The organism is Emticicia sp. CRIBPO, from assembly GCF_009905725.1.
In the GTDB taxonomy this organism is placed as follows: Bacteria; Bacteroidota; Bacteroidia; order Cytophagales; family Spirosomataceae; genus Leadbetterella.
The window spans coordinates 102,793-116,896 of the sequence record NZ_JAAAKV010000004.1 but is presented as its reverse complement, the minus strand read 5'-3'; the positions used below and the strand labels follow the sequence as shown (position 1 = coordinate 116,896).

Annotated in this window: 11 protein-coding genes; 3 read left to right on the top strand and 8 right to left on the bottom strand. The window is 44.8% G+C overall.

From position 1 onward, the window contains the following. Positions 1–93: 93 nt before the first annotated feature. The 3 genes from GVN16_RS09465 to GVN16_RS09455 all read left to right on the top strand — a co-directional run bounded on the left by GVN16_RS09465 (position 94) and on the right by GVN16_RS09455 (position 3,905). Positions 94–354: a hypothetical protein gene (locus GVN16_RS09465; RefSeq protein ID WP_166563642.1), complete on the top strand. Its 261-nt coding sequence runs from the start codon at positions 94–96 to the stop codon at positions 352–354. A 10-nt stretch (positions 355–364) separates the two neighbouring features. Continuing rightward, positions 365–1,378: a 2-hydroxyacid dehydrogenase gene (locus tag GVN16_RS09460; protein ID WP_166563641.1), complete on the top strand. Its 1,014-nt coding sequence runs from the start codon at positions 365–367 to the stop codon at positions 1,376–1,378. Between the two features lie 379 nt (positions 1,379–1,757). Further along, positions 1,758–3,905 (top strand): catalase, encoded by a 2,148-nt coding sequence (locus GVN16_RS09455; protein WP_166563640.1) that lies wholly within the window; start codon positions 1,758–1,760, stop codon positions 3,903–3,905. A gap of 122 nt (positions 3,906–4,027) precedes the next feature. Here the strand turns inward: GVN16_RS09455 and GVN16_RS09450 are convergent, their stop codons facing one another. From GVN16_RS09450 to GVN16_RS09415, 8 genes are all read right to left on the bottom strand, one after another. Beyond that, a complete protein-coding gene (locus GVN16_RS09450; RefSeq protein ID WP_166563639.1) occupies positions 4,028–4,891 on the bottom strand; it encodes a helix-turn-helix domain-containing protein in 864 nt (287 codons plus the stop codon). A gap of 98 nt (positions 4,892–4,989) precedes the next feature. Next, positions 4,990–5,892: an alpha/beta fold hydrolase gene (locus GVN16_RS09445; protein ID WP_166563638.1), complete on the bottom strand. Its 903-nt coding sequence runs from the start codon at positions 5,890–5,892 to the stop codon at positions 4,990–4,992. A gap of 52 nt (positions 5,893–5,944) precedes the next feature. Then, positions 5,945–6,355: an OsmC family peroxiredoxin gene (locus GVN16_RS09440; protein ID WP_166563637.1), complete on the bottom strand. Its 411-nt coding sequence runs from the start codon at positions 6,353–6,355 to the stop codon at positions 5,945–5,947. A 282-nt stretch (positions 6,356–6,637) separates the two neighbouring features. Next, entirely contained in the window at positions 6,638–9,238 is a 2,601-nt protein-coding gene (locus tag GVN16_RS09435) for an outer membrane beta-barrel family protein (protein ID WP_166563636.1), read from the bottom strand. A gap of 309 nt (positions 9,239–9,547) precedes the next feature. Further along, the gene (locus tag GVN16_RS09430) at positions 9,548–10,243 is read right to left on the bottom strand and encodes a LytTR family DNA-binding domain-containing protein (protein ID WP_166563635.1); all 696 of its coding nucleotides are present in this window, start codon (positions 10,241–10,243) and stop codon (positions 9,548–9,550) included. After that, positions 10,233–11,282 (bottom strand): sensor histidine kinase, encoded by a 1,050-nt coding sequence (locus GVN16_RS09425; protein ID WP_166563634.1) that lies wholly within the window; start codon positions 11,280–11,282, stop codon positions 10,233–10,235. The genes GVN16_RS09430 and GVN16_RS09425 overlap by 11 nt, the downstream gene beginning before the upstream one ends. A gap of 310 nt (positions 11,283–11,592) precedes the next feature. Further along, positions 11,593–12,993 carry a Gfo/Idh/MocA family protein gene (locus tag GVN16_RS09420; RefSeq protein ID WP_166563633.1) on the bottom strand — a complete coding sequence of 467 codons (1,401 nt, stop codon included), beginning with the start codon at positions 12,991–12,993 and terminating at the stop codon, positions 11,593–11,595. Positions 12,994–13,010: 17 nt separating this feature from the next. Continuing rightward, positions 13,011–13,952 carry a PD40 domain-containing protein gene (locus GVN16_RS09415; protein WP_166563632.1) on the bottom strand — a complete coding sequence of 314 codons (942 nt, stop codon included), beginning with the start codon at positions 13,950–13,952 and terminating at the stop codon, positions 13,011–13,013. Positions 13,953–14,104: the final 152 nt, after the last annotated feature.

Below are 14,104 nucleotides of genomic sequence, written 5' to 3'. Positions count from 1 at the left end.
GCTTTCTTCTGAAACCCTGAGATTTTAAAGGATTATAAGAATTCATTAAAAACACTTTTACGGAAATAGGATAATGAACACCATGAATCTGACATGACAAAAAAGACCATAACCGAAACTGAGACCAAAGAAGTTCTGCCGGAACGGGAACACCAAAGCACTTTCTCTCCCGGAGAGAAGCTTTCCGGCGAAAAGAGAAAAAGGAACAGAGTAAATAATTACTCCCAAAATCATAAAGATGACCTGCCTGATTCAGGATCAGAAAATGCACAGGAAAGCGTAGGGAGTCAAGACGAAAAGGATAATTACAGTCCGGGGAGAGATAACCATGACAATCCGCAACAGGAAAGATAACAATACAATTATGAAAGTAGCCGTATTCAGTACCAAGTACTATGAAAGAGATTATCTGGATAAATTCAACACAGATGGTAAGCATAACCTCACCTATTTTGAAGGGCAGCTGAATATAGAAACTGTCCATTTAACCGCTGGATTTGACGCGGTGTGCGTTTTGGTCTCAGACAAGGTTGACAGGAAAACCGTCGAAAAATTATCGGCAAATCGTATTCAACTCATTGATCTGCGAAGTGCCGGTTTTGACAATGTAGACGTAGCAGCAGCAGCGGGGAAAAATATAAAAGTAATGCGGGTGCCGGCCTACTCACCACAGGCCATTGCCGAGCATGCGGTAGCCCTTATTCTGACCTTAAACAGAAAGACCCACAAAGCTTACAACAGAGTCAGAGTGAATAATTTTTCTTTACAAAACCTCATGGGGTTCAACCTGTCAGGCAAAAAGGTAGGGGTGGTCGGAACGGGAAAAATAGGGAGGGTTTTTGCGAATATCATCCGGGGTTTCGGTTGTGACGTTATAGCTTATGATATTAAACCGTCAGATATTCTCAAGGACAAAGGTGTTGTGTATACATCTTTTGATGAATTATTAAAAGAAGCCGATATAGTTTCCATACACTTACCGCTCACACCAGACACCAGGCACCTTTTCAACAGCATAACCCTGGCTAAAATGAAAAGAGGGGCCATGCTGATAAATACAGGCCGGGGTGCGGTCATCAAAACTTCACATGTTATCGAATCTCTGAAAACCGGGCAGCTGGGATATCTCGGAATAGATGTTTATGAGGGAGAAGAAAACCTGTTTTTCGAGGATTTATCCGGAAGTATCGTTCAGGATGATATCATCGAAAGACTCATGTCGTTTAACAATGTCCTTATCACACCTCACCTGGGCTTTTTCACCCATGAAGCTGTAGAACAAATCGCTAAAGTCACCATCAAAAACTTTACGGATTTTGAGACAGGGTTGCCTCTTGAAAATGAGGTAAAGGCTCAGAAAGCGTCTTTAATACTTTGAGCCATCTCCAATCAGGTTTTATGCTCCGAATTGCCCTCCCGGAGCTATGACACATTTTGCCACGAGGCCAATGGCCTGCACCGTACTGTTTTCTTATTAAACCTGCAAACAGAGAAAAACCGGGAAACAATTGTCCCAAATTGTTTAATTACCCTGGGGGCCGCCGGCTTGTTCTGACCTGTTTGTAGGATAAAGCGGTTAAAAGCCGGCTCTTGTAAAACGCGGAATGATTTTTTAACCGGAGGTTACAGGCATAAGACAGGATAATATCTGATTTTCAACCTTTTAAAATTTAAGTCAGGAAATCTGTGGCTTCTTAAAATCATCGCCTTACGTCGGATTTCACACCAGTAAATAATCATCTAAACCTCTTTCGTCCATGAAAAACAAACAACAAAACAAAGCAGCAGCTTCCGAAAAAGACAAGCAGCTGGAGGGTCATTCCGAATCTGGCGAAAACCAGTTTCTGACCACCAATCACGGGCTTAAAATCAACGACAACCAGCACTCACTTAAAGCCGGAGAACGGGGGCCTTCTTTACTGGAGGACTTTATTCTGCGTGAAAAAATCACTCATTTTGATCATGAAAGAATTCCGGAAAGGATAGTACATGCCCGGGGCTCGGCAGCACATGGTCATTTCCAGGTGTATGAATCCATGAGCAAGTATACCAAAGCAGGATTTCTGCAGGATCCTGAATTAAAAACGCCCGTGTACGTCCGGTTCTCAACGGTAGCCGGCTCCCGGGGCTCTTCAGATCTCGCAAGAGACGCCAGGGGATTTGCCGTTAAGTTCTATACACAGGAGGGCAATTACGACCTGGTGGGCAATAATGTCCCGGTGTTTTTTATCCAGGATGCCCTGAAATTCCCGGATCTTATCCATGCCGTCAAGCCCGAACCGCACAATGAAATGCCCCAGGCCGCCTCAGCACATGATACTTTCTGGGATTTCATATCGCTCATGCCCGAGTCCATGCACATGATCATGTGGGTGATGTCAGACCGGGCCATACCCCGCAGCTACAGGATGATGGAAGGATTTGGGGTGCATACTTTCCGGTTTGTCAACGAAAAAAACGAGTCGCATTTCGTTAAATTCCATTGGAAACCGCTTCTCGGTGTACACTCTGTGGCCTGGAATGAAGCTCAGAAAATATCCGGGTTTGATCCGGATTTTCACCGGAGGGACCTCTGGGATGCCATCGAAAATCAGAATTACCCGGAATGGGAACTCGGCGTTCAGCTGATCAGAGAAGAGGATGAACACAAATTTGATTTTGACCTGCTGGACCCTACAAAACTGGTTCCTGAAGAAATCGTCCCTGTGATCAGGATCGGAAAAATGACGCTGGACCGCAATCCCGACAACTTTTTTGCAGAAACAGAACAGGTGGCTTTCCATCCGGGACACCTGGTTCCGGGGATCGACTTCACGAATGACCCACTGCTGCAGGGCCGCTTATTTTCTTATACCGATACGCAGCTTATCCGTCTTGGGGGACCGAATTTCCACGAAATTCCAATCAACAGACCCGTGGCTGAAGTCCATAACAATCAAAGGGACGGGCACATGCGTCAGACCATTAACAAAGGAAGGGTAAGTTATGAACCCAATACCCTGGCTGGTGGCTGTCCTTATCAGGCAAAAATGGAGGAGGGCGGATTTACCTCCTATCCGGAGAAAGTCGAAGCCAAAAAGATCAGAGGTCGCAGCCGTAGTTTTTTTGATCACTACAGCCAGGCCGGTTTGTTTTTCAGAAGCCAGTCGGAACCGGAGAAAAAGCACCTCATCGCTGCACTGAGTTTTGAACTGAGTAAAGTTGAAACCGTTGCCATACGCGAGCGGATGCTGCTTCATCTTAATAATATAGACAAAAACCTGACTGAAGAAGTTGCCAGGAACCTTGGAATGACCATTCCGGAATCCTCTTTTAACGGCCATCTGAACGGAAGTATCCCTGCGGATGAAACACCTGGAAATTTCCAGTCTATCCCTGTAAAACAGTCAGACACCGTTTCGGAAGCCCTGAGTATGGCCAATACAGTCAAAGACAGCGTGGCCGGAAGAGTGGTAGCTATTCTGATTGCCAATGGTGTGGATACCTCCTCTGTCGACATAATAAAAAAGGCCCTGGGTGCAAAAGGAGCTTCAGGCAAGCTGATCGCTCCTTCCTTAGGACCGGTAACCGGTCTTAAGGACCAGATCTTAACAGCGGAAGCCAGTTTTTTCAACACTTCTTCTGTCCTGTACGATGCCGTTATCATACCCGGAGGCAACGGAAGCATTAAAATACTTTCTGAGAATACGGATGCCCTTCACTTTATCAATGAAGCGTACAGGCATTGTAAAACGATAGCCCTGGAAGGAGCTGAAACGCTTCTGAGAGCCACTTACCTGAAGGAAGATGAAGGAGTCATACTTATTCCATCAGGAGATATTACACAGAAAGTCGACGCATTTATCAAGGCAGTGGCCGGTCACCGGGTCTGGGACAGGGAGCTGGCCAGAAAAGTACCGTCCTGATCAGCAGCCGGTTTCAGAATATTGAAGAAGCCCCGGTGCCGAAAACACCGGGGCTTCTGTGTTTTTGGACTGGGAATAATGACCGCGTTATTCAGTATCAGCCGTCAGAGTAAAAATGACAGCTATTCTAGGCCCCGGTCAAGGTACTTCGCCCTGAAACCCGAAGGCGATTCCCCGGTTTTTACCATAAATATCCGGCTGAAATAGGCAGGATCATCGTAGCCGAGGTCGTGGGCGATTTCTTTGGCCGTCATGGAAGTGTGCACGAGCAGCCTTTTGGCTTGCAGCACAATCCGGTTTTTGATGACCTCATTAGGCTGTGGCAGGTTCAGGCGTTTAAATTTGTGGGTGATGGTTTTTGCGGCCATAAACAACAGGTCAGCATAATCTGCCACGGTATGTTTCTCTTTATAATGGGCATCAACCAGGATGGTAAACTTCCTGAAAAACTCCAGGTCATTGTTCTGCTGCAATACTTCTTTGTCAAGGTGTTGTTTTTTCCATAGTCGGGTGGCTTTGATCAGCAGCTGCTTCAGATAAGTGCGGATCATCTCTTCCAGCGAGGTATCGCTGAGAGCAAATTCATCCTCCATCTGCCTGAAAAGGTAATCCACAAAAGCGGCCTCTTCTTTCGCCACATTAATCATCGGGATGTTGTGGATGTTATTAAAAAGTATTCCGTCACAGGCCACTTCTTCATCGTGTATCTGAATGCAGTAAAAATCACGGTTATAAAACACGAAATGGCCGGGCTCTGTACCAAAACCTTCGATTTCAAGGAATTGGTTGGGGCTGACAAAGAAAAGGGCGGGTTGTATAGTCGTATACAAATGAAAATCGACCCTGATCTTGTAACCTTCGGGCACATACAATGCCTTGATGTAAGATTTATAGGTATCGCTGTTGACCGTATCCACATTTTCGCTGTTCAGCTGTAACAGCCCTATGGTTTTAAGACTGCTTTCAAAGAGATTCTGCTTTATCATGACTTATAATTAAAACACCGTTTACAATATTACGCATTTCCCAGCAAGCAGAAAAACACGCGGAGTCCTGTAAAGACTCCGCGTGTGCTGATTACCGATTATTTTCTGGCGAATTTCTCAAGTTCGGTATTAAACTTTTCCATCTCTTCGATAAACAAGGCATGTCCGCTGTTTTCAAATCTGACGATGTAGGAGTTCTTCAGGCCTTTGTTTAATTCTTCCGCCCAGACAAAAGGACAGTTCTTGTCATAAACCCCGTGAAATATGGCAACGGGTATCTTGATTTTTGACAGTTCGGGACGTAAATCAAGGTCGCGAAGTGCCGTGATAGATTCTGTGATGGCATAAGGTGAGGCTTCCAGGTTGATGTTCTCCAGCCATTTTTCCATGTTTTTTGAAATATTGCCTTCCTTGGCCGGGAACCCCGCCCCAAAACCCGCTATCAGGTCTTGTCTGTTGGTCATGGTCTGTTTGATTAAACCCTCCGCAGCTTCCGCAGGTATGCCGGTAGGAAAGCCCTCCCTTTGTTTCCACGACGGGGCAGCAGCACCGAACAAAGCCAGCTTACTGACATGGGCCGCGTTATATTTGGTCACATAATGAAGCACCACAGCACCACCCATCGAAAAACCACCCAAAACTGCGTTTTCAATCTTCAGTTTTTCCAGAACCACATGAATGTCATCAGAAAAAACATCGAAGTCATATCTGCTGTAGGGTTTATCGGATTTCCCGAAACCCCTGAGCGTAATGCCTATTACCCTGAAACCTTTCCTGACCAGGTATTGGTATTGGTATTCATACATGGCGTCGCTTAAGGGCCAGCCGTGTATGAGTACGACCGGTTGGCCTTCCCCGAGGTCTGTCACATGGAGTTTTACATTTTTTTCCACTTCAATGTATTCTTCTCTGCCCGCTGAGGCTGGTACTCTTTTCCCCTGGGCTAAAACAGACTGACCTAATGTTGCTAATATTCCGAATGCTATTACTAATGTTTTCATTTTATTAAATTGTTTATTTGTTTCTGAGATTATTTTGTTTGATGTTTATAAATTATTGTAAATGGGCCTCTAGGCTGATTTCTAAATTGTAGGCCCTGCTGACCGGACAGGTGGCTTTTGCGTTCAGGGCAATTTCCTGGAACTGCTCTTCAGTGATGCCCGGAATTTCGGCGTGAAGGGTAAGGGCAGATTTGGCAATAACGCCATTAACCAGTGAAACAACGGCTTCTGTAAGCAATTCACCGGGCACAAAACCGGCTGCAGTAAGGTCGGCACTCAGTTTCATGGTGAAACATCCTGCATGGGCTGCGGCCATCAGTTCTTCAGGATTTGTCCCTGCCTGGTTTTCAAACCTGGTGACAAAAGAGTAAGGTGTTTTATCAAGTGTCTGGCTTTGTGTCGTAAGGTTTCCTTTACCTTCTTTGATGGTGCCATTCCATAGGGCTTTTGCTGATCTGTTCATTTTATTTAAATTGTTATTGTTATTTTGATGATGCAAAGTTCAGCAGAAAGCAGACGCCGGGGAATGGACAAAAAGCGACGTGTCTTGTATATTTTTCCCGGAAAGGAAAAATCGAACTGTTCTGTAGCAAAAATATATGGATGGGAAGGGCTTTCCGGGACAAATTCAGCCGATTATAGCCACAGGGAGAATGAGAGGAGCAAAGGCTTTAAAAAAGAAAAAATCGGTATCGCAAATTGCCATACCGATTCTGATCGTCCAGGTTACAAATCATTTATGTTATTATTGCATCTGCATGCCTTCCATCGAAGAAGTATTGTTGTTTTTCCTGAATAGTTTAGCATCCATTTGCCCGAACCTGAAAGAGAAATTCAGTTTGATCATTTGCGGGTTAGTCAATCTGTAATAAGTCTGGCTGAAACCCTCTCCTGACGAAACCATCGTGTTTCCTCTTGTTCTGAAAATATCACTGGCTGATAAGGTCAGCGAAGCCACATCGTTTTTCATAAAAGACTTCTTAATCGCCAAATCAACACCATAATAGGGTTCGATATATCCCTGCGACGAACTTTGAGCCTGGCTCATCGAAAATCCTCCGCCCTGATTCTGCGTTACCGGCATATTGGTTTTTCCCTGGTAATCGCCCGAAAGCTGGATCACCCATTTGTTTTTGAGGTTGAAATTGCTGTTGATCTTACCAAAGGCAGTCCAGATCGCGTCCTGGGGGGTGCTGTTCTCCACGTTTTCCAGGTTGATGTTTGAATTATACAAGTTCACATTGGCTGTAAAGTCCCACCACTTCGTGATTTTGTTGGTATAGGTAATCTCTGCACCGTAATTCTCGCTTGAGTTGGCATTGATATAGGTGTTTATCAGATCTGTCTTACCGCTTACCGGGTTCACTTCCTGGTTAAGATATCTCGTGATCAGGTTGTTGGTGTACTTGTAATAAACCGAGGTCAGAAAAGTACCTGTGCCTTTGGACTTGCTGTAGGAAATCTCGCCTGAAGTGGTAAACTCCGGCTTCAGATCGGCATTTCCTCTCGTGATGTTCAGGCTGTCGCTGTAATCTATGAACGGGATGATCTGGAAGAAATTAGGCCTGTTTACCCTGCGGGTCACACTCAGCTGAATCTGGTCTGTTTTAGTCAGGTCCTTGCTCAGGAAAATGGACGGAAACAAACTTACGGGGTAGTTATTAGAGAATTGGGCTCCGGTATTCAGCAATTTGCCGTCATACGATGAGCTTTCAGCCCTGAGGCCCGCTTTGTAAGAAAAGGCATTGCTCACTTTTCCGCTTAACGAAATATATGCCGCGAATACATTATTTTTGCTTTCGTAATTGGTAGATGCTGATGAAATGCTGTTATAAACATCAGAACCCACGGGTTTCAGTGAATTGTCATTTTTATTGGACAAGCTGTTGATCTGAGCCCTTACCCCGGTCTCCAGGCTACCGTTGTTTTTCAGCGGTCTGACATAATCCGTCTGGAACGTCATGAACCGGTTGGAACCTGTGCTGATGTTTTTCTGGATCTGCACCCCTGTGATTTGGTTGGCAGCATTCAGATAGTTGGTATTGTATACCGCGTTTCCGCTGTTTGTTCCTCCGAAAAAGTTGAAGTCCATGGTAAGTTCCTCACCCGCTTTTTCGAACTCCTTCTTAAACCCAAGTTGAAAACCAAGGGGTTTGAATTGTCTTTCGTTCTCAGAAATTCTGTTGCTCAGTGTGGTCACCGTTCCTGCTGTATTCGTAATTAACAGGTTTTCAGAGGGCTTAAACTGTCCGCCCCCGATAATACCGGCGATGGTAAATGAAGTCTTTTTACTCAGGTAATAATCCAGCGAAAGCCTTCCGAAACTCATCAGCGATTTGTTTTTGCTTTCAATGTCCTGGTTGGTCAGCGTCGAAATCCCCACAATGTCGCTTGAACGCTCGCTGTAGCCTTCGGTGGTGCTACGCATCCTCATGTTCATGGCCATAAGTGACAGGTTAAATTTGTTTTGTCTCAGGTTAAAGTTGCCCATAAAATTTGAGCCGCCCAACCGGTCTACCCCCGCCATCACCATACCGTTGTAGCCACTTTGTTTGTTCTTTTTCAGAACGATATTCAGGATACCGGCCATGCTTCCGGAAGCATCATATTTGGCCGATGGGTTGGTGATTACTTCCACTTTTTCAATCACATCTGCCGGAATCTGGTCCAGGGTAAGTGTGGTCGGTCTGCCGTCAATAAACAGTGTCGGTGAAGCATTGCGAAGTTTTACGTTGCCGTCAATGTCTACCTGGATCGTCGGAATGTTCCGCATTACATCAATGGCCGTCCCCCCTGCCGTCACAATGTTTTTCTCTACGTTAAATGTCTTTTTGTCAATGTCCATTTCGAGCAAAGCCTTGGTGGCTTTCACCGTCACAGCGTCCAGTTCCTTGCTTTCATTTTCCACTTTGATCTTGCCCAGGTCTTTTTCAAATGAGGCCATCATTTTAGCCATCATAGCCGCATCAGGTGCTTTGCCCGGAGTCATGCCTTCTATTTTTGGTGGGGTAAAGTCAATGGGCATGTTAAATGTCTGGAAACCGACAGAGCTGATTTTCAAAGTCAGTTTGGCCCTCACAGGCAAATCCTTGATATCAAACTCGCCGTTGTCTCCCGTAGTCTGGGCTTTTACGACAATTTCCTTGCTTTGTTTGGTTGCACTGTCTAGGGTAGATTTCATCACCACCACGGTGGCGAATTCAAGAGGCTTACCTTCTGAATCTACCAGTTTCCCGTAGATGTGTCCAATGTTCATGTCAGGCATTTTTCCACCTGCGGCCGGGATCTGAGCATAACCCGATACAGCCAGAAGGCAGAGGGTCAGCAGTGTTAATAATTTTTTCATTTCTTTAAAATTTTATATGATTTGTAATTGTGACACCTCTTTAACCTACCTTCTGATTTTCAGCATTTTAAAAACAGATGCCCCTGATTTGAGATCAAAAGTATAGGAGAGATAATCCCCATCCTAGCGATGAAAATGAAGTGTATATCTATGCATATAAAGTGTATACTATTGAATGACAAGACACCGTTTTTTTGTCCGGGAGTGATCCGGAACGGGTACGATCTGAGTCATAAATGGGGAAGGACGAAAGCTGCAGAGAGGAAGTTTTTGCCAGTTCTGACAAACAGGAATGGCTGATCGATCAGGTCAGAAAAGCTCTTTGATTTTGGCGGTGTAAGCTTTGCCCACCGGAAGTTCTGTGTTGCCGACAGCTATTTTGGTCTGGTTAAAACCTTCTATCTTGCTTTTATTGACGATAAAGGAGTTGTGGATCCTTATGAAAAATTCTTCCGGGAGTTTGTTTTCCATGCCCCTCAGGTTGCTCCTTGTCAGAAGCGGGTGGGCCCTGTTTTCCAGGTATATTTTAACGTAATCTTTGAGACCCTCCACGTATCTGATTTCATCAAAGAGCAGTTTTACTTTCTTATACTCCACATTTAAAATGATGAAATTATGATCGGGTTCCCCGGAGGCTTTTTGGGTCAGGCTTAACTGGTTGACGACTTTCTTCAATGCCTCTCCCAGGCGTTCTTTCCGGATGGGTTTCATGAGGTAGTCGATCGCGTTAAGCTCAAACCCCTCTACCGCAAACTGGTGATAGGCGGTGGTAAAGATGATCAGCGGCGGATTTTCGAGCGACCTCACCAACTGTGTTCCCAGCAAGCCGGGCATTTGAATATCCGTAAACATCAGGTCAACGGCGTTTGATTTCAGATACTCAATGACCTCTTCCGCGTCATTGAATTTAGCCAGAACCTCGACGGTGTCAAATGACTTTAAATCATCCTCCAGGATGTCAAGGGCAAACGGCTCGTCATCGACCAGGATACATTTAATTTTCATCTAAGGTTATGATTAATTTCACCAGGTAATAGCCGTCCTTTACTTCTGTTTCCAGCACGTGTTTGTTGGCATACAGGAGTTCCAACCGCCGTTTGATATTTGAAAGCCCGATGCCTGAACTCTCCAGTTTGTTGTCCGGACTCAGGATCCGGTTCCTGGCATTAAATATCAGCTGATTTCCCGCAGTATCCAGCTCGAAGACAATCTCGGGCGGATTTTTGGCATCTATACCATATTTAAAGGCGTTTTCAACAAAATGGATAAACAACAGCGGCTCAATTTTCTGAGTACCCACCGACGGCTGCACATTGAATTCTATCACACCGGGCACAGGCAGCCTCAGACTTTGCAGCTGAATGTAGTTTTTCAGGTGTTCTATTTCCTGGCTTATGGGCACTTTCACCTCCCCGACTTCATAAAGAATGTACCTTAAAATCTCTGAGAGCTTCAGGACCACCTCCTCGGTGTTCTCCATGTTCTTTCTGACCATCCAGCGGATGTTATTCAGGGTGTTAAAAAGGAAATGCGGACTTATCTGGTTTTTCAGCATGACCAGCTCCGTCGCTATTTTTTCGATATTCATGATCTGCTTTTCTTCTTTCTCAATCCGCCTTTCATCGAGAAGAAAGCTGATGTTGCTGACAAGAACGGTAAGGATATATAAAATGCCGGGGAAAATAATTCTCGGGAATATTTCCCACCTCCTGTCAACTTGTGTCTTCGGAGCGGTGTTCCGGGTAATTTCCGACAGGTAGTTTAAAATCGCAGCATTGTAAAACAGGAATAAGGCAAGCCCCACAGCCAAAAACACAAAATAGATCACCGGCCGGTTATGAATAAAACTTGGGGCCACAAAAAATATGTTGCCGTAAAATACCAGGAGTAAAAAGAGTATCGGCAGAAATGGCGTCAGCAAAAACGCCGGGTGAACGGTGTTTATCCGTTCCGGCTCGAATATGATATTGAGGTAAGGTAAAATAAATATTACAATCCAGGAAATCAATTGCAACATTGTAAATCTGAAGTACCTATATTTCATTTTTGTATTTTTTAGAAACCCATTTCTTCTTTCATTTTAAATATCAGACTATTAAAGTACTTATCAAAATATAGTGCCCGGGTTTTATGGATATTGTTACTGAAGCATCAAAAAACGGCTGCTTCGGGGGGAATGATCATGGCTTTTGAGCCCTTGACAGACTGAGCAGGAACACCATCTTTAAAACACTCTCCCCGGAAACCGGGGGAGTGTCTTTTTTCGGCATTTTATAAACCTGATAATTTAAAAACGGATCTGTTGAAAACACAAACTACTCACTGTCAGCATAATGACGTATCAACATTTCTGTCTATTTCAGCTTCATGTTGACGGGATCCCACTTGACTATTTTTTTAGACAGGTAGCTTTCGTTGCACGACAAGGCCGGTGCAGCTGCCCTGAACCCGAACTCGGCGTCTTCCACCACCGGTTTGCCGGTTCTGATAGAATCAAAGAAATTGGTAAAGTGATCCAAATGATCACTGTAACCCTCAGGGGCCTTGAAAATAATATCTTCTTTTACTTTTCTTTTTCTTTGTTCAGGCGTCCATTTGGCCTCGTAATCAGCTTTCATTTCGTCCTGCATACTTTTTGAAAACGTAAAAACTGAGTCATACCCCCCGAAGCCCGGAGCCTCAGGCATCAGGCTGTGTTTGATGGTCAGGTTGTTTCCTCTTACCTCTATTGTGCCTTCCGAACCAATCAGACGGATGATCTCCTGGCCTCCTGTGCCGCTGATAAAGTTGACCTGCAGTGTCATCTGGAAAGCATCATGTTCTTTGCAGTCCGGATATTGCATCACCCCCGACATGACATCCGGCAGGTTGCGGCCATCTTTCCAGTAGCTGAATTGCCCGGTGCTGTAAATGCTTTCCGGTCCTTTTGAATTGGTCATAAAATGGGTGCCGCTCAGTAAATGGATAAACAAATCACCGGCTACGCCCGTCCCCACTTCCTTAAAAGCCCTCCACCAGAAAAACTTCCTGGCATCAAAAGCCATCTTTTCAGTGACTTCGATAAACTTGTCCCAGTTGGTGGTCATGGCATCAGCATCTTTCGGAATGGTGTACTGCCAGGCCCCGATAGAGCTCTGCCTGTCGTAAACGGCATTCACCATATTAAGTTTACCGATTTCACCGGCAGCCAGCAGTTCTTTGGCTTTTGCCAGACCTATGCTGCTGACCCGCTGACTCCCGACCTGCACCACTTTACCGGATTTTCTGGCAGCTTCCATAACAGGATAGCCTTCCTTTATTTTATAAACCATCGGTTTTTCACAATAGACATGTTTGCCTTTTGCCAGGGCATCCAGGGTGATGCGGGCATGCCAGCAGTCTGTAGTGCAAATCAACACCGCGTCAATGTCCTTTCTGTCCAGCAGTTCTTTGTAATTACGGGTAGTGTAAAGGTCTTTGCCGTACAATTCCTTTGCATTTTCAATCCTGCCGGTATACAGATCACAGATGCCGGCCAGTTCCACACCGGGTACTTTGAGGGCTGTATTCAGATCAAAATGTCCCTGGACTCCGAAACCTATCACGCCTATGCGGATTTTATCATTTGACGAAATACGCCTGTCATAATTCAGAATGCGTTCCTCCGCTTTTTCCTGTGCAGCCAAAGAGGCAAAAGGCGAGGCGGCGGTAATCAAACCGGTGGCACCGATCTGGTGCAAAAACTTTCTTCTTGAGGTTGAATTGTCTTTTTTCATATTTCTGATAAGGTGTTTTATCTTACTAAATAACTGACGAAAGCAATTTTTTTACTGTCCGGACTCCATGACGGCACATTAATGGTGCCCTGGCCGCCAAAAAACACAGGGGTGATATCCCTGATCACTTTGGTTTTAAGATCCATAAGGCGAAGTTTAACATTTTTTCCAAACAAATGGCTTTGTTTTTCATCGGAAGTATAAGCAATATAAACAATCCATTTATTATCCGGCGACGGATGGGCAAACCAGTTGGAATTTTCATCAAATGTCAGTTGTTCGGGCTGTGTCCCGTCTGCCAGCATACGCCAGATTTGCATATGACCGGTACGGTAGGAATTAAAGTAAATGTATTTCCCGTCCGGGGAATAATCCGGGCCGTCATCCAGACCTTCTGTAGTGGTTAATCTTTTTTCAGGACCGCCTTCTGTGCCAATGGTATAAATATCAAAATTGCCGTTTCGTTCGGCACAATAAGCCAGGGTCTTGCCGTCAGGACTCCAGCCATGCCAGAAAGACGGCACTTCAGGTGTTATCCTCCGGGGCTGCCCGCCAGTAATCGGAAGGATATAAATAGCTGATTTATATGGCTTTGTCGAAGGATCAGACTTGTCGTTATGACTGATGGCCAGCCATTTTTTATCCGGTGAAATGCCATGATCGTTGTTGTTCTGATTGGCAGACCCGGTATTGAGTTCAGTCAGTTTCTTTGATGAAAGATCAAGGGTCACAATTTTCCCTTTACTGTTAAGGATCAGGTAATTGTCCGGATGCCAGTTAGGGGCTTCGAAGTGCTTTTTAGTGATCAGCACCGTATCAATTTTCCCGGTGGTGATATCCAGGGTCTGAATGTAACTCGTGGTATCGGCTTTGGCATGTGCTGCCCGCGAACAAACCAGGCACAGAACGGCCAGGCAGCCTGTTTTGAAACGGGCCCTGAAATGAATAGATGTTCTCATAGCAAAAAAAATTTGGTTATTGAAATCTGGTTGAATAAACAAATATAAACATTCTTTTTTTATTGTCTAAAAAAAAGACAATTAGTTTAAATTTTATTTTATCTTTGAATATTCAAATTTCATAAGTGATATATTACGCGGCTTCAACTTAC

Coding starts and splice junctions, on each gene's coding strand:
- GVN16_RS09465 (WP_166563642.1), top strand. CDS start 94: ATGACAAAAAAGACCATAACCGAAACTGAGACCAAAGAAGTTCTGCCG.
- GVN16_RS09460 (WP_166563641.1), top strand. CDS start 365: ATGAAAGTAGCCGTATTCAGTACCAAGTACTATGAAAGAGATTATCTG.
- GVN16_RS09455 (WP_166563640.1), top strand. CDS start 1,758: ATGAAAAACAAACAACAAAACAAAGCAGCAGCTTCCGAAAAAGACAAG.
- GVN16_RS09450 (WP_166563639.1), bottom strand. CDS start 4,891: ATGATAAAGCAGAATCTCTTTGAAAGCAGTCTTAAAACCATAGGGCTG.
- GVN16_RS09445 (WP_166563638.1), bottom strand. CDS start 5,892: ATGAAAACATTAGTAATAGCATTCGGAATATTAGCAACATTAGGTCAG.
- GVN16_RS09440 (WP_166563637.1), bottom strand. CDS start 6,355: ATGAACAGATCAGCAAAAGCCCTATGGAATGGCACCATCAAAGAAGGT.
- GVN16_RS09435 (WP_166563636.1), bottom strand. CDS start 9,238: ATGAAAAAATTATTAACACTGCTGACCCTCTGCCTTCTGGCTGTATCG.
- GVN16_RS09430 (WP_166563635.1), bottom strand. CDS start 10,243: ATGAAAATTAAATGTATCCTGGTCGATGACGAGCCGTTTGCCCTTGAC.
- GVN16_RS09425 (WP_166563634.1), bottom strand. CDS start 11,282: ATGAAATATAGGTACTTCAGATTTACAATGTTGCAATTGATTTCCTGG.
- GVN16_RS09420 (WP_166563633.1), bottom strand. CDS start 12,993: ATGAAAAAAGACAATTCAACCTCAAGAAGAAAGTTTTTGCACCAGATC.
- GVN16_RS09415 (WP_166563632.1), bottom strand. CDS start 13,952: ATGAGAACATCTATTCATTTCAGGGCCCGTTTCAAAACAGGCTGCCTG.